Genomic DNA, 26,461 nt, shown 5'->3' on the forward strand with positions numbered 1-26,461 from the left:
AGCAAAAAACGGATATAGCCATGAATGAAAATAGAAAGTCACTCAAATTCTCTGTCTATCTGCCGATATTAGTGTTCAGTCTCATTTTTCTTTATCATTCTCTACTGTTTGCTCAGAGCAGCTCAGGGATAGGCAAATACGGCGCTTCATTTTTGCAAATCAATTCTTCGGCCAGGCAAGTCGCCTTAGGAGGCGCGTTTACCGGCCTGGCTGACGACGTCAATTTAATGCGTTTTAACGTCGGCGGCTTGGGTATGCTCAAAAAAACCACGCTCGGATTGAATTACCACAAGTGGATTGGCGACACTCAGCAAGGGTCGATGGGAATAGCCATGCCGCTGGGATTCGCCGTAGTCGGCGTCGATATTATTTATTTCAATGAGGGCGAAATCACCGAACTTAACAACAATTTCGATCCCACCGGCGCTATTTTGAACAGTACTGATGTCGCCATGAGTTTTGGCGGAGGTTTTCGCAAACGGATTCTCGGCATGGAGGCCTCTTTTGGCGGCGCCGCGAAAGTTATTCGACAAAATTTGGCGGAACACTCAGCCACCGCTCTGGGCATGGATTTGGGGGTTCTGCTGAAAAAGGGGCGATTTTCTTACGGCGCGTCTCTTCAAAATTTTTCCATCACCAAATTAAAATTCCTCGAAAAAGAATTTTCTTTACCAGAAACCTATCGCGGTGGAATCGGATTTAACACAAAATTGGGAAAAAATTTAAAAATCAATCTGGCGACAGATGTTGCTTGGTTAGCAAGCCAAAAAATCCGCATTTATAGCGGCGGCGAAGTTATCATCGGTGATATTATCGCGCTGCGCGGCGGATACAAATTTCACAATTTTGAGGTCAATCGCTGGGCAGCAGGGATGGGTCTTTACATCCCGATGAAATGGCTTAACGGGTCCAAAGTGAGAATTGATTATTCTTACTCTCCGCTTGATTTGCTCGGCGGTTCAACGCATCGCTTTTCCATGCTTTTTGAATTTCGCAGTCTGGGACCTGAATTAGGAGTGGATCAGACAAGAATATCTGAGATGACCGCCGAGCTTCAACAGCAACTTGATGCGGCGAAAAAAGCTCGTTTGGAAACGGAAAAAGCCGAACAACAGGCAAAAGAAGTGGCCAGATTGATGGCGGATCGATTGAATCAAGTGCAGCAGATCGCCAAAGAGAGTAAAGGCAAAATCGAAGTTCACACACAAACTCCGACCGACAGCGTTTGGGTGACCATGCGGATTAATTTCGATTTTGACAGGGCAAACATTCGTCCTGATGAATTTGAAACCATGCATCGCATCGGAAAAATTCTTAACACCTACCCTGGCACGAAAGTTCATATTTCCGGACACACCGACTTCATCGGCACCGAAGAATATAACATACGACTGTCTCATCGTCGCGTGGATAGCGTGATGGTTTTTCTGAACAAAAAAGAGGGTGTGGATTTCGATAGATTTTATTATCCCATCGGTTACGGCAAAGAGAAACCAATTGCAGACAACAATACGCGCGAAGGCCGCTTCAAAAACAGGCGCGTCGATTTCGTCATTTACACCACAGACAACGCCCTTCCTGTGCCGGAAGGTTCCGCGATAAAATCTGTTGAAATGAGAGACGATTCCACTGTTCAAATCATTTGCAATGGGAAGGTAAAATTTGAACACAAATTCATGACCAACCCGGACCGCATCGTGATCGATTTTCCGAAAATTTTCCTTTTGTCAACAAAAGCCACTTTCGCTTTCAATAACGATATTTTCCTTCGCGCCCGTGTGGGATATCATCCTGACGAAAAATTTTCGCGAATAGTGCTGGATTTGAAATCGCCAATTAAATATGACATCGCCACAAAAGACAATATCGTTTATATTCGCGCTAGATAGTCATGAGACAGCTCATTTTCTTTTCGAAAAGCCCTTGTGAAAATGAAGAAGCACAAGGGCTTTTTTGAATTCATATCCGTCAATAACCAACTATTCACAGCACAGCAAGCTGCCTAATTTCACTGCAAAAGTGCAAAGTGTGCCGAGGAAAAAACTCATTGTTAAGCTTCACGTTCTCTGCGTCTTTGCGGTGAAAAAAAATTTGCAAAAAAACGCGGTGTGTCTTTTTTGCTATAGGTTTGAAAAATTTGTTCAAATTTTTTAAAAAAATTCCTTGCAATTTTGCAACAATCTGATTATCTTTATTGGCTAAAAAAATTAAATGAATAACTATTAGCAATCAGAGGAAGAATAATGAGCGAACTGGTGACAATTACCACGGAAAATTTTGAAGACGAAGTATTGAAATCCGACGTGCCTGTACTGATCGATTTTTGGGCTGTTTGGTGCGCCCCTTGCAAACTCATTGCCCCGATAGTAGAGGACATGGCGAAAGAATTCGCAGGAAAACTGAAAGCCGGCAAATGCGATGTCGACAGCAATCAGGCGATTGCTTCGCAGTACGGCATCCGTAGCATTCCCACTGTGCTGATTTTCAAAGACGGTGAAGTCAAAGAACAAATTATCGGCGCTGTTCCCAAACATCATATCGCTGAAAAAGTAAAGGCTGTTTTGTCATAAAAAAATCAAAAAAACGAATTTTTCGCTTGCATTTTTCAGCTATGCGTATTATATTATAAAAAATTATATGGGAAATTAATCGTGAATAAAATCATCGTCTCAAATATGAACTTCGCTTTGACAACCGATAGTAATTGGTGGTGGTGGCGTACGTCCATATTTGGGGAGGATTTATTGACGACTTAATTTCAACGATAACAATATGAGAAAAATAAATTCAACCCACTTTTATGAAGGTGGGTTTTTTTTTGCCTAAATTCGGAGGGAAAGTGAACACATTGAACGACCAACAGCTAAAGATCGGAGAATTGCCGAAACTGCAAATTATGCCAATCGCGAATATTACTTTTCACGAAGAGCCGGATGAAGAGCGTTCCGGAAAACTCATTGAGTATTTGCGCAAAGAGAATAAACTGAAAAATCCTCCTGTCGTCGCTACTTACGGTAAAAATAATCATTACATTTTATTAGACGGAGCGAATCGAATTACCGCACTGCGTCGATTGCAAATTCCCGATGTTCTGGCGCAAGTGATTGACCTGTTCGATGAGGGGCTTATTTTTCTTCATTGGCGTCACGCTGTGGAACATTTTTCCAAACGGGAATTTGTGGACAAACTCCGGCAAATCCCTTCAATTAAAATCAATCGAATGGCGGCTGGTACGCTGCAGTCGAATGAAAATGGGGACTTGCTTTGCCAGATTCTGTTTGGAGACGGCAGCCTTTACGCAGTGCGCGCTCACTCGGATTTATTCCAAAGAGTCGAAGATTTGAAACAAATCACCGCACTCTACAAAGGCTCCTATTACATGGATCGCGTCAGCTACACCAATCTGCAGCATCTGAAACACAACTATCCTGATTTTTGTGCGCTTGTCGTTTTCCGGGAATTCACCAAAGAGGAATTGGTCCAGCTAACGGAAAAGAAAATTCTGATTCCCAGCGGCATTACGCGAGTCATCTTGCCTAAGCGCGCTCTGCGCGTCAACGCGCCATTGGATATTCTAAGATTCGACGTTTCTATTGACCAAAAAAATCATTGGCTGCAGAAGCGCATCAATGAACAAATTTCAGACAAATCCATTCGATTTTATCATGAACCAACATTTTTATTTGATGAATAAATCATCAACCTGACCTACTAATTTAAATGAGGAGTAAGCGATGAAACAGACAAAAATTTTCCTATCGGAAAATGAAATGCCAAAACAGTGGTACAACATTCTTTCGGACTTGCCCAAGCCAATGCCGCCCGTGTTGCATCCGGCGACTCATAAGCCCATCGGGCCCGACGACCTGGCGCCTCTGTTCCCAATGGAAATCATCAAGCAGGAAGTCAGCACCGAACGATGGATCGATATTCCGGAGCAAGTGCGGGATATTTATCGTCTCTGGAGACCGTCTCCGCTCTTTCGCGCGCGTCGGCTCGAAAAAGCGCTCGATACGCCGGCAAAAATCTATTTCAAGTATGAGGGAGTCAGCCCTGCCGGGAGCCACAAACCCAACACGGCGATTGCTCAGGCCTATTACAATAAGCAGGAAGGCGTCAAACGGATCACGACAGAAACCGGCGCCGGACAGTGGGGTAGCGCGCTGAGTCTCGCTTGTAATTTTTTTGATATTGAATGCAAAGTCTATATGGTGAAAGTGAGCTACGATCAGAAACCGTACCGCAAGTCGATGATTCGCGCCTGGGGCGCCACTATTGTCCCCAGTCCAAGCCCGGATACCAACGCCGGAAGAAGCGTTCTGGAAAGATATCCGGACTCGCCGGGAAGTTTGGGAATCGCCATCAGCGAAGCCGTGGAAGATGCGGCGACGCGGGACGACACGAAATATTCGCTGGGAAGCGTGTTAAATCACGTGCTGCTGCACCAAACAGTGATCGGTCTGGAAGCGAAAAAACAGATGGAAATTGCCGGAGATTACCCGGATGTGATCGTCGGCTGCGTCGGCGGCGGCAGCAATTTCGGCGGAATCGTCTTGCCCTTTATCAAAGATAAATTGGAAGGAAAAAAATTGCGTGCCATCGCCGTCGAACCGGCTTCCTGTCCGACTTTGACTCGCGGCCCCTATGCCTACGATTTTGGCGATGAAGCACAAATGACGCCGATGCTGGCGATGTATACGCTGGGACACGATTTTGTGCCTCCGCCAATTCACGCTGGCGGTTTGCGCTATCATGGAATGGCACCGATTATTAGCCATCTCGTCCGCGAAAAATATGTGGAAGCTGTCGCTTACAAACAATTGGAAATTTTCCAATCAGGCGTGCTTTTCAGCCGCGCGGAAGGAATAATTCCAGCGCCAGAGTCCACTCACGCCATTCATGCAACAATTGTCGAAGCGCTGAAGGCAAAAGAAGCGGGCGTTCCGGTAACCATTCTGTTCAATCTCAGCGGTCACGGACATTTTGACATGGCTTCCTACGACGCCTATTTCGACGGAAAACTACCAGACCACGCGCTTCCCGAAGACGAAATTAAAAAAGCGCTGGAAGTGACCAAAAATTATCCGCAAATCGACTAATCTGGTTCCCCGGAGCACTTTCTCGTCTGCGGCTCCGGGGAGTTTTTCCTCAAAAAAAAAATCGACTATTGAAATAATATTTGATTCATTCATTTTTTTTTCTTAAATTCAGGCAAATCAAAAATAATATCATTTCAATAGTAAAAACGGAATTTCTCATGAGGCTTGATCTCAAGCGACCGTTAGTCTTTTTCGATCTGGAAACCACCGGATTGGATACGAGTAGCGCGCGCATCGTCGAAATTGCCATTTTGAAATTATTTCCTGACGGGTCGCAGGATACTTTTCTCACGCTTGTCGATCCGGAAATTCCCATTCCCGCCAGCGCGACGCAGATTCACGGCATCAATAATTTTGACGTCATGGACAAACCTCCATTTCGTGAAATTGCCAGGGACGTTTATGAAATAATCAAAGACAGCGACCTTGCCGGCTACAATCTCACCAATTACGACATTCCGATTTTGATCAATGAATTCAGGCGGGCGGGAATTGACTATTCCACGGAAAATGTGAATGTCGTGGATGTGCTGACGATTTTCCGGCGCAAAGAACGCCGCGATTTGAGTGCTGCTTACCGTTTTTATTGCCACAAAGAATTAGAAGACGCGCACAGCGCGCTAAAGGACGCGCAGGCGACATTTGAGATTTTAAAAGCGCAGACTGAAAAATATGACGATCTGCCGCAGACAGCGGAAGACCTTCATAGTTTTTGCAATCAACGGAACGATCGTTTTGTCGATCCTGACAGAAAATTTTATTGGGATAACGGCATCGCCTGCTTTAATTTCGGAAAGTACCGTGGGAAACCGCTGGAAAAAATTGTGGCTTCAAATCCCGACTATTTGCAGTGGATGCTGAATCAGGATTTTTCTGAGCCCACTCGCCAAATCATCAGATCAGCGCTCAAAGGAAAATTTCCCGTTCAAAAAAATGAATCTGCTGAAAACGGTGATTGATCACAAATGACAAACCAGCAACGCGCACAGTTCCGCCGCCGTTTATTGCAATGGTACAAGAAGAATCGCCGTTTACTTCCCTGGCGAAAGACGAGCGATTTTTACTCGATCTGGGTTTCGGAAGTCATGCTCCAACAAACCCAGGTCGTCAAAGTCATCGACTACTACCAGAGATTTTTGGAGCAGTTTCCGAATGTCAAAACGCTCGCGGAAGCGGAGCTCGAAAAAACGCTCCGCCTTTGGCAGGGACTCGGCTACTATGCCCGGGCGCGCAATTTGCACCGGGCGGCGCAAATTTTGCTGGATGAATACGACGGTCGCGCGCCGAATAGTGTGAGTGATTTCAAAAAATTGCCCGGCGTTGGCGAATACATCGCCGCTGCTGTTTACAGTCTGGCGAAAGGTACGCCGCTTCCCGCTATCGACGGCAATGTCAAACGCGTCTTCGCCAGAATTTTTGAGATTGCGGAACCAATGACTAACAGCGCCGGAGAGCGCGCCGTCAATCAGGCAGTGCGGTTAGTTTTTGACGATCGCTGCCCCGGCGAATTCAATCAGGCGATGATAGAATTGGGCGCGCTGATCTGCAAACCGCGAAATCCGCGCTGCGACGACTGCCCGCTCAGTCCATTTTGCGCGTCTTTTGCCAATTCAACGCAACAAGATTTTCCCCGAAAAAAGAATAAGAATCCGATACCCGAACGTCGTCTCGCCGTTGGTGTAATTTTAAACGAGGGAAAATTTCTGCTCGTGAGGCGAAATCCATTCGGACTGCTCGGCGGTTTCTGGGAATTTCCCGGCGGAAAAATCGAAGCCGCAGAAACGGCAGCCGATGCGTGCGCGCGACAAATTCAGGCAAAATGCGGAATTGCGGTCACCGTGGGGGAAAATATCGGTGTCGTCAAACATTCCTATTCTCATTTCAAAATCGTCGTTCAAATTTTTCTCTGCCAGCCTGTCGTTGCGAAACTGGTGCTTCGCGATCACGATGATTTTGTCTGGGTAAATTTTGTAGAAAGCCGAGAATTGCCCATCCACGGCGCTCATCTGAAAATAATTGAAATTTTGAAAAAAGAGGAATTGAAATAATTTCAGAAAGGAAAAAATGGAAGAAATTACTCTCCGCCAATGTCAAAATATTGTCGATGATTGGATTCAAACCGTAGGAGTGAAATATTTTTCGGAATTGACAAATCTCGCTCAATTAGTGGAAGAAGTCGGCGAAGTTGCGCGGATTATCTCCCGCACTTACGGGGATCAGAGTTTCAAAGACAGCGATCAGGGCAAAGATTTGGCAGAGGAGCTAACAGACGTGTTTTTTGTGCTCGTCTGTCTTGCCAATCAGACGGGCATCGATTTGACGGAAGCCTTTCAGAAAGGAATGGAAAAGAGAACCCGTCGCGATTTTTCCAGACATCGGAATAATGAGAAATTGAAATAAGGAACCAGATTTTTTAAAGAAATCTGGTTCCTGGCAAGCGAAAAAATTAAGCAAAAATTTCCTTCATCTCTTTCAGCAATTGCGCCATGAAATCCCACACCAGGCCAATTGATTCGACATGAATTTTTTCGTCCGGCGAATGCGGGTATTTGATGGTCGGGCCGATGGAGATCATATCCATTCCCGGATATTTGTCGCCAATGATGCCGCACTCCAATCCCGCGTGAATGACTTCCACGATCGGTTTTTTGTTAAACATGCGTTCGTACAATTCAGCGCTTTTTTTCAGCAACTTGGAATCCATATTTGGCGGCCAGGGCGGATAACCATCGCCGCTCTTGGCTTGTCCGCCTCCCAATCGTGCAATCGCTTCGATTCTGTAGGTCAATGCGTCCAATCGCGACACAATCGAGCTGCGTTGGCTGGTCAAAGTTTTGACTTCGCCATTTTCAATACTGACATTGGCAAGATTGTTGGAAGTTTCTACTAAATCCTCGATGTCGGTGGACATCGCAGCGACGCCGTGAGGAACCGCGTAAACGTAGTTGATTATTTTTTTTGTGCCGTCTGCGGTCGCGATTTTGTTAAAAGTGGCGTTGTTTTCTTTGATGCTGATAGTCAAGTCGGGATCTGTATTTTTGTATTCTTTTTTCAGCGTGGCTTCCATGTCAGAAATGACAGACTCTACTTTTTTCAGTTCCGCTTCCGGGAAGAATACCACTGATTCAGAATCGCGGGGAATCGCGTTGTGAGCGCTGCCGCCGACGTAATCGGCAATTCTCAAGTCCACGCCGGATTTGACTATCTTATCCATGACGCGGCACAATACTTTAATAGCGTTGGCCTTTTCCATTGCAATATCGATTCCGGAATGGCCTCCCTTCATGCCGCCGGCGATAATTTTAAATTGCTTGTAGTTTGCCGGCGTTGATTCTGTCTCAAATGGCACAGACGCCGTCGTGTTGATTCCTCCGGCACAGCCAACGGTAAAAACGCCTTCGTCTTCAGAATCAACGTTAATCAGGATTCTTCCCTCCAGGAATCCTGGCTGCAATTCATTGGCGCCCGTCAAACCGGTTTCTTCGTCAACTGTAAACAATAGTTCTAACGGCGGATGTTCCATTTCTTTGTCCGTCGCTATTGCCATCGCCATCGCCAAAGCGATTCCGTTGTCCGCTCCTAAAGTAGTTCCGTCCGCAGTCAGCCACTCTCCTTCATAAACCAGCTTGATGGGATCTTTTGTAAAATCATGTGTGGATTCCGGCGTTTTTTCACATACCATATCCATGTGCCCCTGAAGTATGACGACAGGAGAATTTTCATAGCCGGGAGTCCCTGGCGCTTTAATGAGTATGTTGTTCACTTTGTCGGTTTTTACCTCAAATCCGTGTTCCTTCGCCCAATCTTTGAGCCAGTTGGCAATTTTTTCTTCGTGCTTGGAACAGCGAGGAATTTGCGTGATTTTCTCAAACCACTTCAAAACTTCTCGGGTCTTTGCGTGGGCAATTTCCATAAATTTCTCCTCATTTTAATTTTAAAACGCACAGTATGTTAAAAAAATCAAATCAAACAAACAAATCCAATTTTGTCATGGAATTGAACTTGAATATAATAAAAAAATTGTTCAGTGTCAAACATAAAATACAAATTTTAGCCGTTACCCGAAAATTGCCTTCTTAGATAGAATTGATTTCTTCAAAAATCTTTTTGGAAATCTGGCCTATTAATTCTTGCGCTTGAACATGATTCTTGATGCCTTTGGTCATCACGACCAAAATGTAAGGATGCTCCGGCGTTAAATAGACAATCGCCGCATCGTGATCTATGCCGGTGATCCAGCCGGTTTTGTGCGCGACGCGAATTGTGGAAGGCAAATAGCGCGGAATTTTATCTTTGAATCGCTGGTCGACAAGAATGGCAATCATTTCGTCACACGCCTCAGGCGAGACGACTTCTTTCAGCGCAATTTTTTTCATGATTAAATACATATCGTAAGCATCGGTCGTGTTATTTAATCCGGCGCGAAACGCTTCGAGGTCTTCTACTCCGCGTAGCACCTGAATATTTTTCGCGCCGATGGAATGCATGGTTGCTGATACATTTTCAGCGCCCACCAGATCGATGAGCAAATTTGTGGCGAAATTGCTGCTCACCGTGATCATTTGATAGACCAAATCCCGGATGGTCATCTTTTTATTCAGATGTCGATAAACAATATCATCGCTGTCGTCGATCTCGCTGAGCGAAAATTTGCTGCCATCGACAATGGATCTGAATTCATTCTTCACTTCAATGGAATCGGTCAAGCGAAGACGTCCTTCCTGCGCTTGCTTGAAAACTTCAATCATCACCGGCGTTTTCATGGTGCTCGCGGCGTGCATTTGCACTTTTTCGTTAATGAACAAACTTGCCCCGCTCGGTAAATCTTCAAAAGCGACGGCGACTGTTGCCTGCGGAAAATCTGCGCACAAACGCTCGATTTCCTGTTTTAATTTTTCCGTATCCAATGTTTTTTTGGCGCAACCAGATAACATGAAAACTATCCCTGTCAATAAAATTAGCGGTATTTTTTTCCAAAAATGTTTCATTCCCGATCTCCTGCAGGCTCATTTTAATTACCGCCCTTATAATAGCGAAACAATTCATTAAAATCAAGTTTTTTCATGGTGTTATTCAAATTTTATAAAATTTCTCTTGATTTTTTAATTTCAATTAATTAACTTTAGGCGCTAATGAATTTCCCGCTAATTCAAATTTTATCATACATAAATTCCTGCACAAATCTGACAAAGTAGGAAAGCGACGACGTAGCGATTTGTGATGTGAAAAAAATATTTTGTTTGTCAGAAATCTAAAATAAATTCCTCCCCGATGGTTTTTTTAATACAATTTGAAATAGAAGTTTGACGCGATATTGTATTCGCCCTGAAATTATTTTGAAGCTATGGTTATTGAAAATTTAAAGGGAGTCATTTTCGATGTCCACAAAACGCTCGTTGATGATTCCGGATTTCCCAGAGATCGAATTTGGCGACTCATTGAAAAATCGGGCGTGACGGTCAATCGAGAGCTTTATTTTGAGCTCTATGATAAGATTACCAGACAACTTTTCAATTGGCCCGAGATAAATCCCTTTGTCAAGGTTCGCGAAATTCACCGAAGGAGATTGCAGCAAATTTACCGCCACTTCAACGTTGACCGCAACATTGAAAATGATCTGAATTTTCTGTGGGAATCTTTGGCGGCGTGTCAGTTTTACCCTGAGGTTCCCGAGGTTTTGCACAAACTATCCGGAAAATTCAAATTAGCGCTGCTCTCCAACGCTGACGCTGATGATCCGCTGCTTGAAATAGTTCGCCGCTGCGGAGTAAAATTTGATGCGATCGTCACTTCCGAGCAGGCAAAATGTTATAAGCCAGATCGAAAAATTTATGAGCTGACGCTGAAGAAATTGGCGCTTTCGCCTGCAGAAGCCATCATGGTTGGTGATTCGCCGGCGCCAGATATTGGCGGGGCAAAAAATGTTGGTATACGCGCCATCTGGATAAATCGACACGGAAAAATTTTTAACGAATATTTGCCAAAGCCAGATTGGGAAATTCAAAGTTTATCGGCAATTTTTGAAGTATTGAATCTATAACCATATTTCAACTATTCAGGGAGCAATGCAATGAAAGATGAAATTAGCGCGGCCGCGGACCCTGTTCTGACTTTGAATAAAGAAATTCCGGGCTATTCCGGCTATCAGAACAGGAATGATCTCGACAATAGCGACAATCAATTACGTCGCTATTTGAGCGACAAATTGCGTCTCGCGACTTCCCAATTCAATGAAAAAAAAGATCAGCTTCTGTCTTCGGGCCGGGAGAATTACCGGGAAATGATTAGCAATATTCTCCAGAGCATGGACGCGGTCGCTGAATCGCTAAAAAATCCCTGTTATTGCAGCCAAGGGAAAATAGCGAACAATCGCCTGACGCAACAGCAAATCGATCAATTGCACGACCACGACAGCAAACTGGTGGAACAGATGCTGATTTTGGAAGACGAGTTTACGCATTTGCCCGACCAATTTGCAGAACATGAGTTGCCCGATCTGTTGGCTCATATCTATGACTTGATTGACGGCTTCAACCAATCTTTGACAGAGCGGGAATTCATATTTCTGGGTCAGGAAGATGAGGCTTGATCTATTTTGTCCGCACTGAATAGTTGATTTTTTTGTTCGGCGGATGACTTGCCCGGTCATTCGCTTCATTTTATCGGGAAAACGGAGTTTAAAAATTTGAGTCTCATTTCTTTTTAAGGGTGATTTTTCCGGCTGTAATCAAAAAATCAAGTTTATTTTTCAAAATAATAATCATGTAAATTTGAGGAAATTTCCATGAAAGCAAAAACCGAGTACCTGTGGTTTAATACATCGAAAAAAAGAGAGTACATTAACATCACCGGAGAAGTCGAACGTGTCGTTCGGGAAAGCGGGATCAAGGAAGGTATGGTTTTGGTTTCCGCCATGCACATCACCGCCGGCGTTTACGTCAACGACGCCGAGTCCGGATTGATTCAGGATATTGAGGAATGGCTTCAAAAGCTGGCGCCTGAAGGCCCTGACTATCGCCATCACCGCACCGGTGAGGTCAACGGCGACGCGCATTTGAAAAATCTCCTCATCGGGCATGAAGTCATCGTTCCTATCACTGACGGTGATTTGGATTTGGGTCCCTGGCAGCAGATTTACTACGCCGAATTTGACGGCAGAAGACGAAAAAGACTCATCATCAAGGCGATTGGCGAATAAAGGAAAAATCGATGGATTCACATGGAACGCTGCGCATTGCCCTGGCGCAAATTAATGTCATTGTCGGCGATTTGGCTGGCAATGTGGAAAAAATAATAAATTATATTCATCAAGCAAAAAAACAACAGGCGGACATCGTCGCCTTTCCGGAGCTCACAATTCCCGGATACCCGCCGGAAGATTTACTTTTGCGGCCACAGTTTGTCGCTGACAATCACGCGGCGATGGAACAGGTCGTTTCCGCCTGTGACAGCGTCGTCGCCATTGTCGGATTCGCAGACCAACAGCAAAACGGACTTTTCAACGGCGCCGCTGTCGTCCAAAATCGAGAAATTAAAGGCATCTACCACAAAATCCATCTTCCCAATTATGGCGTTTTCGATGAAAAAAGATATTTTAAACAAGGAAAAAAACCGCTAATTTTCACTGTGAATAATATTTCAGTGGGACTCAGCGTGTGCGAAGATCTCTGGATTCCGGACAGCGTGATCGACAGTCAGGCGCTTTGGGGCGACTGTCTCGTCGGGATCAATATTTCTGCTTCGCCATTCTGTTCCGGCAAAATTGAAGAGCGGGAAGCTCTGGTCATTGATCGCGCGCGTAAAAATCGTATTTTTATGTGTTACGTCAATCTCATCGGTGGTCAGGATGAGTTAGTGTTCGACGGCTCCAGCCTTGTCGTTGACGATGGGGGTAAAATTGTTTCTCGCTGCCGCCAATTCGCCGAAGATCTTGTTCTGGTTGATATTGATGTGGCAACGATCAGACAAAATAGATCACAAGACCAGATATTTCAGCAGCGCCAGGCGTCTTTCCCGCAGAAATTCAAATTTGAAAAAATTCAGTTAAAAAAATCCATTGCACAATTCCCCAAAAATCCGATTGAGAAGTCGCAGCATTCGTCCCTCACTCAGATTGAAGAAATCTACCATGCCTTGGTGCTTGGTACGCGAGATTATGTCCGCAAAAACGGCTTCAAAAAAGTTGTTTTAGGATTGAGCGGCGGCATCGATTCGGCGCTGACCGCCGCCGTCGCAGCGGATGCGTTAGGCGCTGAAAATGTCGTCGGCATCGCCATGCCGTCGCAGTTTTCTTCAGATTCCAGTCTGGAAGACGCTCGACAACTGGCGCAGAATTTGGGGATTGAATACAAAATAGTCCCTATCAAAAATACATTCGATCAATATTTGCAAATGTTGAAACCGCAATTTTCCGATCTTCCCTATGACGTCACCGAGGAGAATATTCAAGCGCGAATTCGCGGCAATATCGTCATGGCGCTCTCCAACAAATTTGGCTGGTTGGCGCTGACCACGGGCAACAAAAGCGAACTCAGCGTTGGCTATTGCACGCTCTACGGCGACATGGTCGGCGGATTCGCCGTGATCAAAGACGTCCCCAAAATGATGGTTTATCAACTCGCGCGATATTTGAACGAGAATCGCGACCATGAAATTATTCCGGAAAATACGATCACGAAGCCGCCGTCAGCGGAATTGCGCCCCGACCAGAAAGATTCTGACAGTCTCCCGCCTTACGAAATTCTTGATCCGATTTTGCAGGCTTATGTAGAACAAAATTTATCCATCAAGGAAATCATTGACATGGGATTTGATTCTGACATTGTTCGCCGCGTCGTACGCATGGTTGACCGCGCGGAATATAAACGACGCCAGGCGCCTCCGGGAATAAAAATCACGCCGCGCGCTTTCGGAAAGGATAGGCGGATGCCAATTACCAATCATTATCATCATTCTTCTGACAATTAGCGGCTTTGAACATGTTAAGCTCGTTGAATTTTTTGTTAAACAAAAGGACGCGCGGAATCCTGTTGAAAGCTCTGATCGCGTAGTAAAATATGTCGATTAAAAATTTTACTTGCATATTTCATTTTTTTTATTAAACTATAAAAATGAATGTCATTCATTTTTGGAAAAATAGTTCAATAACAGGAGGAAAAAATGGTTCTTCACCATGAGTTTATTAAAACAGCTAAGAAATACGGCAAGAAAGTCGCGATCTCCGATAAAACTACCAATCGGGAGGTCACATACTCCAGGGCGCTCATCGCCGCTCTCATTCTGGCAAAAAAAATCGGGAAATACAAAGAAGGCTACATTGGCATCATGATCCCTACTTCGGCGGGCGCCATGCTTTCCATTTTAGGCACGTTGATGGCGGGCAGGGTGCCGGTCATGATAAATTATTCGACTGGCGCTTCCGATAACTGCGAATATGCCCAGGACAAATGCGGTTTCAAAACGATCATTACCTCCAGAGGATTGCTAGAGAAATTAGGCTGCAGATTGGTCAAGGGCATGGTTTTCATCGAAGATATCATGGAACAAATCACTACAGGCCAGAAGTTAGCCGCTGCGTTGAAATCAAAAATGCCCGCCGCGGCAATCATCAAATCTCTGCCCAAAGTAAACCCGGACGATAACGCGACAATTCTTTTCACCAGCGGAAGCGAGAAAGATCCCAAGGCGGTTCAGTTGACGCACAGAAATTTTTACTCCAACATTCAGGATATTCTTCAAGTCTTCAAATTAACGCCAGACGACACTATTATGTCCATTTTACCGCTATTTCACGTCTTCGGACACAACGTGAATTTCTGGCTACCACTTACCGTTGGCATGAAAGCAGTTACTGTCGCCAATCCGTTGGAATACAAATCAGTTCCAAAATATATGAAAGAAGAACAAACCACCATGGTCGCCGCCACGCCGATATTTTTGACCGGCTATCTGCGTGAATCAAGTCCGGGAGATTTCGACAGTCTTCGCATCATTATCGCCGGCGCGGATAAAGTGCCTAATTCTTTGCGTGAAGGATTTTTGAAGAAACACAACAAAGTTCTACTTGAAGGTTACGGCGCCACAGAAACAAGTCCGGTTGTCTCCGCCAATTCCCCAGAACATAATCGTCCGGGTAGTATTGGGAAAGTTTTTCCCAGTGTGCAGGTGAAAATTACTGATGTGGACACCGGCGAGGAATTGCCTCCTGGTAAAGAAGGCAAAATACTGGTGAAAGGCGATCTTATCATGAAAGGCTATCTGGACGATTTAGAGGAAACTTCTCTGCACATTCGTGACGGCTGGTACGATACCGGCGACATGGGATTAATAGACGAAGACGGGTATTTGTGGCACAAAGGCCGACTCAAACGTTTCGTCAAAATCGGCGGTGAAATGGTCTCCCTGGTGCGCACTGAGATCGAGTTGGAACGCCTGCTTCCCGACGACGTCGATTGCTGCATCGTTGATGTGCCGGATTCCTTGAAAGGCTCTAAAATTGTCGCGGCTGTTACCCAACCCCTCAATGAGAAAGAAATTGTGTCGAAACTTTCGCAAAAATTGCCGCCGATAGCCATGCCGCGCAAATTCGTTGTGATTGAAGAAATGCCCAAAATGGGCACTGGCAAAATAGATTTTCGCACGATCGGACGTATCGTGCGGCGAAAACTACAAGCGGAAAATAATTCTGAAGCATAGCATTAGCAGAAAAATTCAAGGAGCGGGACTTTTCGACAATTTCCCGCTCTTTTTTTATTTTACCGATTTTGAAAAAATCTTAATTGCAATGAGCCTCTATTCGTTCCTGCAAAATTTTGTGTCTTTTGTTCAAAAAGAAAGAGCGCTTTTTCAGCCAGAGAGACACAAAAACATGAAAACCGAGTCCAATAAAAGATTTTTGAAAATTTTCGGTGGTCTCTGCGGCTTTCTCTGCTTGCTGACAATCACAGAAAATTCAATTTGTCGCAAAATTAACTTGACATTTTAGAATATATTTTATATTATCATAAGCACGCGCCATCCTGATTTTGAAATAGACCTGAAAAATTTTTGACGATAAAAAAGGCCGATAGAACCTATGCTCATGTATTCGGAAACAACCGTCAAATCCAAATCTGCCCTGCGGAGAATCAAAAAATATATCCGCCACACGCCCCTCGATGAATTCAAAGAATTGTCGCAACAAACCTTCAACAAAATATTTTTGAAATTGGAAAATTGGCAAGAAACCGGCTCGTTCAAAGTGCGCGGCGCATTGAATCGTATGCTAACTCTCAGCGAAAAAGAAAAATCCGATGGAGTGATTACTGCTTCCGCCGGGAATCACGGTTTGGGCGTAGCGTACGCCAGCGAATTATTGGGCATAAAGGCGCGGATTGTGGCGCCGGTTTCCGCCGCTCCCACAAAAATTCAAATGCTGCACAATTTCGGCGTCGAAGTTGTGCAGGCGGGTCGTGATTACGACGAATCCGAAGATGTAGCACATCGCATCGAAAATGACTGTCAGCTCACTTTTGTGCACGCTTTTGAAGATCCCTACATTATCGCCGGTCAGGGAACTATCGCGCTGGAAATTTTGGAATCGCTGCCGGAGGCAGACATGATCGTCGTCCCCGTCGGCGGAGGCGGACTCATTTCGGGAGTTGCCATCGCGGCGAAACAAATTAAGTCTAACATTAAAATTATCGGCGTGCAAAGCGAAGCGTCGCCGGCAATGTACCGCGCCTGGAAATCTAATCAGGCAATCGAATCTCCGATCAGGGAAACCGTCGCGGATGGCCTCGCCGGCAGACTGGTCAGTCCGACCATGCTGGCAACGGTTCAGAAGTACGTCGATGATTTTGTCCTTGTTTCGGAGGAAGAAATCGTCGACGCCATGCTTTATTTGCTGGAGACAAAACACATTCTCGTCGAAGGCGCCGCTGCCGTCGGCATCGCTGCTGTCAAAAACAGACACCTTTCAGGGGAAAACGAAAACATTGCCATCGTTATTTCCGGGAGAAATATTGATTTGAAAATTGTAAAAAAAATTTTGCGGACGTAATTTCTGAGGCTGGCGTTCGCTCATTGACCGGATTGAGCGAGCAGGTGTTTTTTGCGCGTCATTTTTGGAATAAAATTTTTCCTTCCTGCATTTGAAAAACCTGACTTTTTCCCGAAACAATCTTGTCGCCAAAACCGGTCAAAGAGAGCAACAATTTCAAAAACCCGCCTTTGAAGCGTTTTTCCTGCTCTTTTGAATCATCTAAATTTTTCAAGTCTAAATTCTTCGCGCTGCCGGAGAGCCAATTTTTTATTTCCTGATAATTCTCCATGGAAAGAGGCCGCAAAATCGCTTTCACGGTGACAAAATATTTCTTCTTCGCTGAAATTTTTTTCTGCGGAAGCAAACCCATGTCGCTCATCTCGGTGCACAATCGCTGAACTTTTTCCGGAGAAGGGGTCAGCCGCCGCTCCTCGGGGCTCAGAACGACGAATTTCTTTTCCCAATTATCAAAATAGACTTTAATGCGCCGGGACTGGCCGGCGATTAAACTATTGACCCAGCGGCTCTTGCGCTCCCACAATTGAATTTCGTACTGAAAAGTACTGGTCAGTCCGCGGCGTAGCCCCTGCATGGTTTTGTCGTCAAAAATTCCCTGGGTGTGAAAGCTGACGACAAGATTTCCTTCTTTGACGCCGATGGAATCAATGAACACTTTTTTTTCATCAGCGAGCAAAAAAGAAGTCAAAAAGGTCAACCAGAGAATTAGCAAATAAATTTTTTTCATTCAACGTGCCCTGTGCCGTCATGCCTGAAAAATTTCACTTCAGAATTTTGGCTTTCGCAAAAATAATTTCTCATGGAAAATTTCAATTTCTGCCCGCCGTTATTCCGATCCACTCTTCTTTTGTCGCTTCATCCCGTGAGCGTAAAGCTGTCGGCGATAGCGAAAATAAAAATTGATCCCGCTCTTCGACCAATATGCCGGAAAAGATGACCAGCCCGTCAGGAGAAAGGTTGCCTTCGATATCGAGAAGCATCTTTTCCAGCGCGGTGCGATCGATATTTGCTAACATGAGATCAAATTTTTTCGGTGACAGAGAGAGGCGATCGCTGCAAAAAAAGTAAATCCGCTCGCCGACGCCGTTGTTCGCGGCATTCTTGCGCGCCGTTTGCACGGCAACGGGATCGCGGTCAAAGGCAAAAATTTTTCCGGAAAAAAGCTTTGCCGCTGCGATCGACAAAATACCGGTTCCGGCGCCGATGTCGAGAATACGTTTGAAATCCCGCTTTTGTTTCAGCATTATTTCCAGAATGAGCTGAGTAGTTTCGTGCGTGCCCGTGCCAAACGCCATCTGCGGATCTATTTCAATGGTGATCTTATCCGCCGCAGCAACTTTTTCTTCCCAACTTGGCTTGATCAAAATTTTCCCGCCGATTTCGACGGACTTGTACCCTTTTTTCCATTCCGCATTCCAGTCGCGATCAGCAAAAACACGGACTTTCATTTTTTCGATTTGGATTTTGAAACCAAGCTTTCCCAATTCCCGCAAATAACGGTCAAATTTCTCCGCCTTTGACTGACGCCAATCCTTGTCCGAAAAATAACCGTGCAAAATCCCTTTTTCCGTGTGGCAGCCGGCGCTGCCCAACTCAAACAGGAAATTCGCGATCGACTCTTCCGATTGCTCGTCGACCGGCAGGGAGATTTTCACCCAACGATTTTTCTCTGAGGACTTCATTTGCTCTTCCCGACTTTACCATTCAGCGCGAACGCCGGCGAGCAGAGAAACGCCGCGCTCCGGGAAATTCTGCCAGATTTCAACCGCTTGATTCAACAAATTGGTCCCTTGCAGAAACAGGCGGTATTGTGAGAAAATTCTCTTTTCCAATTTCGCCGACAACCACAGAAAAGAAGGAAGTTTTTCATTTCTCTGTACTGCCGTGAAACGGCTTCCGACCCAGTTCATTCCCAGGTCAAAACGCCAGCTCCGGGCAAATTGCCATTCCAGCGACAACGGTAAGCTGAAATTTTCCGTGTAGGGCAAGTGCGCATCAGCGGCACGGAGAGAATCGTCGCCGATGGAATAGAACGTTGCCATGAATTTTCCGTCAAGCCGGATGTTCGGCGCCAAATCCCATGCCGCTGCCAGCGAAAATTTTGTCACTGTTGTTGACTCCAGCCGATTCAGACCGAACAAGCCCGTTTGCGGGCTTTGCGTCCAATAAACATCATTCTTTGTCTTTTCAATTTTCAAATCAGCGCGCAAATCCAGATTTTCCGCGGGCAAATATTCAAAAGACGCGCCCAATTGCAGGTCTTTTTCCATCGGCTGCAAATTCGCGGAAAAATCAAGGTAGGGATTTGCCTGAAACCAGCGATCGAACGCAATGGGCGCAATCTCGCGTTTGGCAAAAATTTTTCCGCCAAAATTTTCCAGCGGCGTAAAAATCAATTCCAATTCCGGCGAAAATTTTGTCCGCGATTGCAATTCACTGACTTCGACATCCTGATAAAAAGCACTAACTTTCACGCGCAGAAAATGCAGCGGAGCAAAGCCAATTCCTAATTTCCCTTCAAAAATACTCTGTTGTTGATTTTCGCCAAAACTGTTGTGCTGATAATCGCTACTGACACTCAGAAGTGTTGCATTGATTTTTTTGCTGTAATCAAAATTAAATCCGAACCAGCGATCTTTCTGGCTGACTTTTGCGGAATCGGCATCCTCAAAATGGTTTCCGCGATAGAAAATGCGCCCATTCAGCGCGTGGCCTTTTTCATTTAAATAATTGACAAAAAAATCAGTCTGCAGTTGCTGAACATCGCGTGTCGCGGCGTTGGATTGCCGCGCTTGAAACAGACCATAGTCACGTACATTTCCGTCCAGGGAGAGCGCTGCGGACAAATTTTCCGTCACGCTCCTGCTTACATCAGCAGCGATGACAGTGCGCTGAAATTGGCTGTTTTCAAATTGTCCGCCAATACGCCGAAACTGACCAGCCGCGCGAAAATTCACCAGCCGCGTCTGCTGTGACCATGTCCCCGCAAAATTGGCGTCCTGAAAGCGTCCCCAGTGCAGCAAAAGCGATTTTCTGGCATCTTTTGTGTTCTCTGAACGGGAAAAAACCGATTTGTTAGCAGCAAACTCAATCACCGGAGATAGCGACGCCACTTTTGCCGGCAGAAGGGAGATTTCGGATGAAAAAGTTTTTTTGTTTTTTTTGACGATTCGCCTGCTCTTGTTCTGACCATAAATGATTTCGTCTGGCAATTGCAGCCGCGCCGATTTTTTCTGCTGCTTTTTCAGCGAATCGCTCGCGGATCGCGTTTGCCCGAGCAGCAAGTTCGTCATGGCCAGGACAACAAAAATTCCAAAAATAAAAATTCTGATCTGTCTCATCTATTTTCCGGCTATTTCATTTAATCGTAGTTGTGCTTTTTTACGGAATTCTTCATCCTGATATTTGTCGATCAACGTTCGATAGAGCTGGCGCGCTTCGGCGTATTGTTTGACCACTTCATTTGCCAGCGCCGCCTGATAGATGCCGCGCACGACCCAGTCCGTCGCCGTGCCGTAAAGATATTTTACTTTCAAATATTCAACAATTGCCTGCTGATAATTGCCGTCTTGAAAGTAGCTCTCGCCGATGAAGTACTGGGCTTCCGCCGCCAAATTCGGAAACGGACAATTCAGAACTTTTGCCAGTATTTTTCGACTATGCTCATCTTTGCCGGTTTTCATTTCCATTTTTGCCAATTCGATCTGCGCGCGAAAACTGGTTTCCGTGCCGGGAAATTTTTCAATTACCGTCTCAAATTCTTTCTGTGCGGTCAGCAAATCGCCCTGTTTGAGCCGACAAAATCCGATTTGCACTCGCGCGCGCGCCGCAGCTTCGCTCCCCCGGTAATTTTGGATTAATTCCTGATAATTCTGCACTGCTTGTTCGTATTTTTGATCCCGTTGCAAAATTTTCCCAATTGTCAGCAGCGCACTCTTTGAAAAATCATTCGCCGGGTTCATCTCAAATTGTCGCTGGTAAGATTGAATCGCTTTTTGTTTTTCATCCATTTTCAAATAACATTCGCCGATCCAGTACCACGCCGACTGCGCCGATTTTGATTGCGGGTAATTTTTCGCCAATTGTTGAAAAGCGCTATTCGCTTCGCTGTAATTTTTTAGATTGAACAGTAACTCCCCCTTGCGAAAAATGAGATCCGGCGCCCAGTCCGCATCGGGAAATTTTTTCAAATAGGAATCCACCAGCGATAACGCCTCGGAAGTTCTGCCCTGCTGAATCATCGCCCATTGCATTCCGCTCAAAGCTTCGTCCAGCAAACCGCTGTCCGGATATTTGTCGATGATTTCCTGATATTTTGTAATGGCGTCCACGTAATCGCCGAGGTTGTAATAGCAATCCGCTTTGGCGTAAATCGCTTTTGCCAAAAATTTGCTCGACGGAAAATCCGTGACCACGCGGTCAAATTCCCGCAGCGCCTGTCGGTAATCACCGGACTGAAAATAGGCTTTTCCGGTCATGAACTGCGCTTCCGCCGCCAGACTGGCGTTGCGGTACCAGCGGGTGACTTTGCGAAATTCGCTTACGCTGGAGGTAAAATTTGACAGATGAAAATAGCTTTGGCCTATTTGAAATTGCGCTTCTGCCTTGACTTCAGGATCAACCGCCAGCCTGATTACGCGGCGGTATCTTTTGATGGCTTGGGTGTATTTTTTCAAATTAAACAGAGCATCTCCGCTGCGCAGCAAGGCGTCGGCTTTGACCGCAGCATCGCGGGACATTTCCGCAGCGCGATCAAAATTTTTCACTGCGGAAGCAAAATTTTCCAGACGAAATTGACACCAGCCAAGACCGTAATAGCTTTCCGCCAGACGATGTGATTCAAGGAATTGTGTCACAACCTGCTGGTAAAATTTCTCCGCTTGCGCCCATTGCTCTAAACCGAAATACGCCTCTGCCAGTCCAAAGATCGCCTCATCGAGCGATTTGTAATTCGGATATTCCTCTAATAGTTGATTAAAAGTATCAATGGCGTGCTGAAAATTTTTCCCTTTTAAAAATGTCCAGCCCAATTTTTCCAGAGCAAGCGGCGCAGTTTTGTGAGATGCAAATTTGCTAATCGTCTCGCGGTACGCCTTTTCCGCTTCAGCAAGTTTGCCTTGGGCGCGATAAGTTTCGCCAATCATAAATGACGCCTCCGGCGCAATATCGTCGCCGGGAAATTTGTCAACTATTTGTCCGAAATATTGCTGCGCCGGCGGGAAATTGTTTTCTGTGAAATCAATTTTTCCCAACTCGTAAAGCGCCGCCGGAATTATTTTGTGGCTACCGTACTTTTCGACCAATCGCAAAAATGTCTGTTTCGCTTGCTGGTTTTGGTTTAGTTTTTCGTAACAGCGTCCTTTCTGAAACATGGCGGTCGGCGCAAGTTCGCTGTTCGGAACGCGCTGGAGCATGGCGTCGAATTGAGCAATAGCGTCGACGTATTTTTCCTGCGCCATGTAAACCCAGCCGATGCCGTAGTAACAGTCATCAGTCAACTCGGGAGCCAGATTTTTTCTGATAATTCGCCGATATTGATCGATTGCCTGCTGATATTTTTTTTGCCGAAAATAGATTTCCGCCAGTTGAAACTCACCCTGACCGCGATATTTGTAATCCGGATATTTTTCGATGGCGGCTTTAATCAGTTTTTCCGCCAGTGCATCGTCGTTTGCTTTTTTCGCTGAAAATCCGGCCCGATAGAGAGCCGCCGCAACCAGCGGACTTTTGGGATAGCGGGACAGTAGTCGGCGATAGGAATTTACAGCGTCTGAGTAGCGCTTTTTTCCTTCCTGAATGTAGGAAATGGAATACTGGGCGTAATCGGCAAACTGTCCCTCGGGAAAAAGATTGAGCATCTCATGGTAATGCCGCAGCGCTTCATCCGTTTGCCCCAGCCGAAACTCGCTTTCCGCCAGCCAGTAATAGCCGTCCTGCAGTTGCTTCCCCTCAGCGGATTCGCTGATGAATTTGCCGAGGAGTTGCTTTGCCTTGCGGAAATCTCCGCTGTGGAAATAAGCCTCGCCGTAACGCAGTCGAATGAGCGAACGATATTTGACAGCAGCGTCGCTTTGCAGCAATTTTTCGTAAAAAGAAATCGCTTTTTTGTATTTTTTCAATTGAAAATATGATTCAGCGAGGTAATACGTCGCTGGCGTCGTCAGTTCGCTTTTCGGATATTTTGCCAGAAATGAAGCAAACTGATCCGCAGCCAATTTGTACAGACCGTCGTCATAAATGCCCTTTGCCGTGCGAAAAGACTGAGTCTCAGAAGACGGTGATCGTTGCGCCAGCCCGGCAACGGCGAAAAGGAGCAAAATGGTCGCTATCAGATAAACATGCCTTCCCATCGACGTCCCTAATTTTAATGAAATTCTGTTTTGTTGTTATACGAACTCATTGCAAAAAATTTCCTTTGCATTGTCAGGAAAACATTTCCGGTAGTCAGCAACGCATAATATTGTATTTGAATGTCAAAATTAAAATTTCATTATTGAAGAAATTCTCCAATCACTTTTTAGCGGCAAGCTCCTGCGGCTGTTTTTTATGACGCGCTTTTTCTTCTTTTGCATTTTCAAAATAATTTTCTCCGACAATGACTTTCAGCGCGCCCGGCAACAGAGAAACTTCAATGTGGCGATCGCCTTCAAAAACCTCTCCGTCCAGCGTGTACGGTCCCGGCGTCTCGCGATAAATGTCAAAATGAGTCGAGCGATAAATTTGATAGACCGGTGTTTTTTCGATTTTTCCGGTGAAAAGCGTCGGCAAATAGAAAAGCGTGGTGGCTAAATTCACATCGCTGATAATCGCCAGATCGAGCAATCCGTCATCCGGACGGGCGCCCGGCGCAATGATGGCGTTGTTGCCGTACTGATTTGTATTAGCCGCCGCAACGATCAAAGCTCGCGTGCGAATTTTTTTTCCCTCATATTTTATCTCAAAAAGAGGCGCGTGATAGCGGAAAAATTCCTGGACGCTGAAAACGTAGTACGGAGCGGGACCGCGCACTTTTGTGTCTTCAAATCGCTTGCCGACGATGGCGTCGAATCCAAGACCTGCCGTGACAAAAAAATATCTGTCCCCCACTTTTCCGGCGTCAATGGTATGAACGCTTCCGCGAGTCACCAGTTGAAGCGCCTTGCGAAAAAATAGGGGTACGGACAAAGATCTCGCTAATCCGTTTCCTGATCCCAAAGGCACAAGCGCCAAAACGGTATCTGTGTTCACTAATCCTGTGGCAGATTCATTGACTGTGCCGTCGCCGCCTATGGCAACGACAATGTCGTAATTCTTTTCCGCCGCGTCTTTAGAAAGCTCAATGGCGTGACCTTTGTATTCCGTCATCCAGAAATCATACTCGCATAAATTCGGCGGAAAATAATGGTCAATCAGCCGTAAAATGAGCCCCTTGGGGTGAATTATGCCCGATCGCGGATTGTAAATAAATCTGATTTTTTTGCCGTGTCCCATTTTTCGTTAGACTCCGTGAATGTTCAATCCGTTTCCTTTTTTTTTGAAATACTGCCAGCCATCTTCATTTTTTTCGCCAGAAAACAACGAGCTCAAAAGTCAGCACAGCCATCAAAGCGCCTACTCCGCTGGCAACAATATCCCAGAAGTCAAATACTTTGCTCGCATTGAAAAAAGGTCTCAGTTCTTCGGCGGCTAATAAAATGAAAACCAAACCCGCACTCGAGTAAATGATAGCTCTGCCCTTGCTTAATTTTCGCGCCAACGCGCCGCCAATCGGGAAAAGACTGACAACGTAAGCGGCGATAAAATTCGGAAAGCACCCTAACAAAATCCCGATAAAGGGGACATTTCTGAAAAGGGGCCTTAAATATTCTTTATTGAACGAAACCGAGCCAAAAAGCAGCGCCAGCAAAAGGAGATTGATTATTAAGTATTTTTTTCTGTATTTCAAGTTAGATTTTTCCTCAAGATAAGAGGCTGCCATTTTCTAATTCCATTGCGTGCATTTTCTGGGATTCAAAAAATTGACCGGGAAATTTGGTCGTAGTATTTATTCCTAAAGTACTGATGTTCAGGGCAAAAGTCAAGAGAATTTTATCGGCGTCTGAGTAAATTTTTTTGAACTTTTGCCAACTGTCCATGTTGAAATAAGAAATGAAAAAATGTGAATCATTGCCGCGAATACTCGCTCTAATAAATAAAAAACGAATCATGGAGGCTTTGTCCATGAAAAAGAAAAAAATTTTTCAGTTTATGCATATCGCCAGTTTGATCATTTTTTTGAGTGCGACATTTTACCCGTTTCGTTTTCAAGGTCAGGACAAAAAAATGGAATACAATTCTCTCACATCGGAGGAAAGACGCGTCATCGTCAACAAAGGCACGGAAGCGCCGTTTACCGGAAAATATTATCAGTTCAGCGAAAAAGGGACCTACGTGTGCAAACGCTGTAACGCGCCGCTGTATCGTTCGGACAATAAATTCGACGCCGGCTGCGGTTGGCCCAGTTTTGACGATGAAATTCCCGGTGCTGTGAAACGTCAACTTGATGCGGACGGCATTCGTACGGAAATTCTCTGCGCCAATTGCGGCGCTCATTTGGGACACGTCTTTTTGGGCGAAGGTTTTACTGCGAAAAATGTGCGCCACTGCGTGAATTCCATTTCGCTCAATTTCATCCCGGCGGCTAAAAAAATTGACCCCCAAAAAGCCTACTTCGCCGGCGGCTGCTTTTGGGGCGTGGAATATTTATTTCAACAATTGTCAGGAATTATTTCTACTCGTGTCGGTTACATGGGAGGTCACAAAGCAGAGCCGACTTACGATGACGTGTGTCGAGGAATGACGGGACACGCCGAGACGGTTGAAGTCATATTTGACCCGCAAAAAATTTCCTATGAAGAAGTAGCAAAATATTTCTTCGAGATTCATGACCCAACGCAAGTCAATCATCAGGGTCCTGATTATGGCGAGCAATACCGATCGGTAATTTTTTACGCAGACGATAGTCAGAAAAAGGTCGCTGAAAAATTGATTAAACTTCTGGAGAAGAAGGGCTACAAAATAGCGACGCAGGTCGAAAAAGCGGGCTATTTCTGGGAAGCGGAAAGATATCATCAGGATTATTACAACAAAAAAGGCACGCTGCCGTATTGCCATTTTTTCCAAAAAAGATTTGACTGAGCGGAATCTTTCATTTTCACCATTTCTGCTTTTGCTATTTTCCCATTGCTTTAATACTAAATTTTTAATATATTTCATTCCTAAATATTGAAAATTAAAATCAAAAAATAAATTCGGAGACACAAATGGGACAGACGATTATTGAAAAAATAATTTCTGCGCACAG

22 protein-coding genes are annotated in these 26,461 nt (G+C 45.3%); 14 read left to right on the top strand and 8 right to left on the bottom strand.

All coding sequences use genetic code 11. The features are described from left to right. The first annotated feature begins 20 nt into the window (after nt 1-20). From GXO74_14010 to GXO74_14040, 7 genes are all read left to right on the top strand, one after another. Nucleotides 21-1,889 (top strand): PorV/PorQ family protein, encoded by a 1,869-nt coding sequence (locus tag GXO74_14010; protein NOZ62782.1) that lies wholly within the window; start codon nt 21-23, stop codon nt 1,887-1,889. Between the two features lie 354 nt (nt 1,890-2,243). Further along, nucleotides 2,244-2,570: a thioredoxin gene (trxA, locus tag GXO74_14015; GenBank protein ID NOZ62783.1), complete on the top strand. Its 327-nt coding sequence runs from the start codon at nt 2,244-2,246 to the stop codon at nt 2,568-2,570. Between the two features lie 269 nt (nt 2,571-2,839). After that, entirely contained in the window at nt 2,840-3,694 is an 855-nt protein-coding gene (locus tag GXO74_14020; GenBank protein NOZ62784.1) for a hypothetical protein, read from the top strand. 40 nt (nt 3,695-3,734) lie between these two features. Beyond that, nucleotides 3,735-5,099 (top strand): TrpB-like pyridoxal phosphate-dependent enzyme, encoded by a 1,365-nt coding sequence (locus GXO74_14025; GenBank protein NOZ62785.1) that lies wholly within the window; start codon nt 3,735-3,737, stop codon nt 5,097-5,099. A gap of 158 nt (nt 5,100-5,257) precedes the next feature. Then, nucleotides 5,258-6,058 carry a 3'-5' exonuclease gene (locus tag GXO74_14030; GenBank protein NOZ62786.1) on the top strand — a complete coding sequence of 267 codons (801 nt, stop codon included), beginning with the start codon at nt 5,258-5,260 and terminating at the stop codon, nt 6,056-6,058. 6 nt (nt 6,059-6,064) lie between these two features. Continuing rightward, entirely contained in the window at nt 6,065-7,147 is a 1,083-nt protein-coding gene (gene mutY / locus GXO74_14035; protein ID NOZ62787.1) for an A/G-specific adenine glycosylase, read from the top strand. A 25-nt stretch (nt 7,148-7,172) separates the two neighbouring features. Then, nucleotides 7,173-7,499, top strand: a complete 327-nt coding sequence (locus GXO74_14040; GenBank protein NOZ62788.1) for a nucleotide pyrophosphohydrolase — start codon at nt 7,173-7,175, stop codon at nt 7,497-7,499. 46 nt (nt 7,500-7,545) lie between these two features. Here the strand turns inward: GXO74_14040 and GXO74_14045 are convergent, their stop codons facing one another. Together GXO74_14045 and GXO74_14050 are read right to left on the bottom strand one after the other, a co-directional pair. Next, nucleotides 7,546-9,012, bottom strand: a complete 1,467-nt coding sequence (locus tag GXO74_14045; GenBank protein ID NOZ62789.1) for an aminoacyl-histidine dipeptidase — start codon at nt 9,010-9,012, stop codon at nt 7,546-7,548. A gap of 163 nt (nt 9,013-9,175) precedes the next feature. Next, nucleotides 9,176-10,087: a serine hydrolase gene (locus tag GXO74_14050; GenBank protein NOZ62790.1), complete on the bottom strand. Its 912-nt coding sequence runs from the start codon at nt 10,085-10,087 to the stop codon at nt 9,176-9,178. Between the two features lie 356 nt (nt 10,088-10,443). Here GXO74_14050 and GXO74_14055 point away from each other — a divergent pair, with 356 nt between their 5' ends. The 6 genes from GXO74_14055 (at nt 10,444) to GXO74_14080 (ending at nt 17,139) form a co-directional block, all read left to right on the top strand. Beyond that, the gene (locus GXO74_14055; protein NOZ62791.1) at nt 10,444-11,139 is read left to right on the top strand and encodes an HAD-IIIA family hydrolase; all 696 of its coding nucleotides are present in this window, start codon (nt 10,444-10,446) and stop codon (nt 11,137-11,139) included. A gap of 30 nt (nt 11,140-11,169) precedes the next feature. Further along, complete coding sequence (locus GXO74_14060) at nt 11,170-11,688, top strand: hypothetical protein (protein NOZ62792.1); 519 nt, start codon at nt 11,170-11,172, stop codon at nt 11,686-11,688. 195 nt (nt 11,689-11,883) lie between these two features. Further along, entirely contained in the window at nt 11,884-12,297 is a 414-nt protein-coding gene (locus tag GXO74_14065) for a YjbQ family protein (protein ID NOZ62793.1), read from the top strand. Nucleotides 12,298-12,308: 11 nt separating this feature from the next. Continuing rightward, entirely contained in the window at nt 12,309-14,066 is a 1,758-nt protein-coding gene (locus GXO74_14070; GenBank protein NOZ62794.1) for an NAD+ synthase, read from the top strand. 192 nt (nt 14,067-14,258) lie between these two features. Further along, entirely contained in the window at nt 14,259-15,794 is a 1,536-nt protein-coding gene (locus tag GXO74_14075; GenBank protein ID NOZ62795.1) for an AMP-binding protein, read from the top strand. Between the two features lie 385 nt (nt 15,795-16,179). After that, nucleotides 16,180-17,139 (top strand): pyridoxal-phosphate dependent enzyme, encoded by a 960-nt coding sequence (locus GXO74_14080; GenBank protein ID NOZ62796.1) that lies wholly within the window; start codon nt 16,180-16,182, stop codon nt 17,137-17,139. 58 nt (nt 17,140-17,197) lie between these two features. On the opposite strand, the gene GXO74_14085 is transcribed toward GXO74_14080, so the two are convergent. The 6 genes from GXO74_14085 to GXO74_14110 form a co-directional block, all read right to left on the bottom strand. Next, nucleotides 17,198-17,866 (bottom strand): DUF4390 domain-containing protein, encoded by a 669-nt coding sequence (locus GXO74_14085; protein NOZ62797.1) that lies wholly within the window; start codon nt 17,864-17,866, stop codon nt 17,198-17,200. Between the two features lie 82 nt (nt 17,867-17,948). Continuing rightward, nucleotides 17,949-18,821: a 50S ribosomal protein L11 methyltransferase gene (gene prmA / locus GXO74_14090; GenBank protein ID NOZ62798.1), complete on the bottom strand. Its 873-nt coding sequence runs from the start codon at nt 18,819-18,821 to the stop codon at nt 17,949-17,951. A 15-nt stretch (nt 18,822-18,836) separates the two neighbouring features. Beyond that, complete coding sequence (locus GXO74_14095) at nt 18,837-20,480, bottom strand: TonB-dependent receptor (GenBank protein ID NOZ62799.1); 1,644 nt, start codon at nt 20,478-20,480, stop codon at nt 18,837-18,839. Continuing rightward, nucleotides 20,481-23,489 (bottom strand): tetratricopeptide repeat protein, encoded by a 3,009-nt coding sequence (locus tag GXO74_14100; protein NOZ62800.1) that lies wholly within the window; start codon nt 23,487-23,489, stop codon nt 20,481-20,483. A gap of 160 nt (nt 23,490-23,649) precedes the next feature. After that, complete coding sequence (locus tag GXO74_14105) at nt 23,650-24,609, bottom strand: diacylglycerol kinase family lipid kinase (GenBank protein NOZ62801.1); 960 nt, start codon at nt 24,607-24,609, stop codon at nt 23,650-23,652. A gap of 64 nt (nt 24,610-24,673) precedes the next feature. Further along, the gene (locus GXO74_14110; protein NOZ62802.1) at nt 24,674-25,096 is read right to left on the bottom strand and encodes a hypothetical protein; all 423 of its coding nucleotides are present in this window, start codon (nt 25,094-25,096) and stop codon (nt 24,674-24,676) included. Between the two features lie 344 nt (nt 25,097-25,440). Here GXO74_14110 and GXO74_14115 point away from each other — a divergent pair, with 344 nt between their 5' ends. Beyond that, nucleotides 25,441-26,295 carry a bifunctional methionine sulfoxide reductase B/A protein gene (locus GXO74_14115; GenBank protein NOZ62803.1) on the top strand — a complete coding sequence of 285 codons (855 nt, stop codon included), beginning with the start codon at nt 25,441-25,443 and terminating at the stop codon, nt 26,293-26,295. The last annotated feature ends 166 nt before the right edge of the window (nt 26,296-26,461 follow it).

Source organism: Calditrichota bacterium, assembly GCA_013152715.1.
GTDB lineage: Bacteria > Zhuqueibacterota > Zhuqueibacteria > Thermofontimicrobiales > Thermofontimicrobiaceae > 4484-87.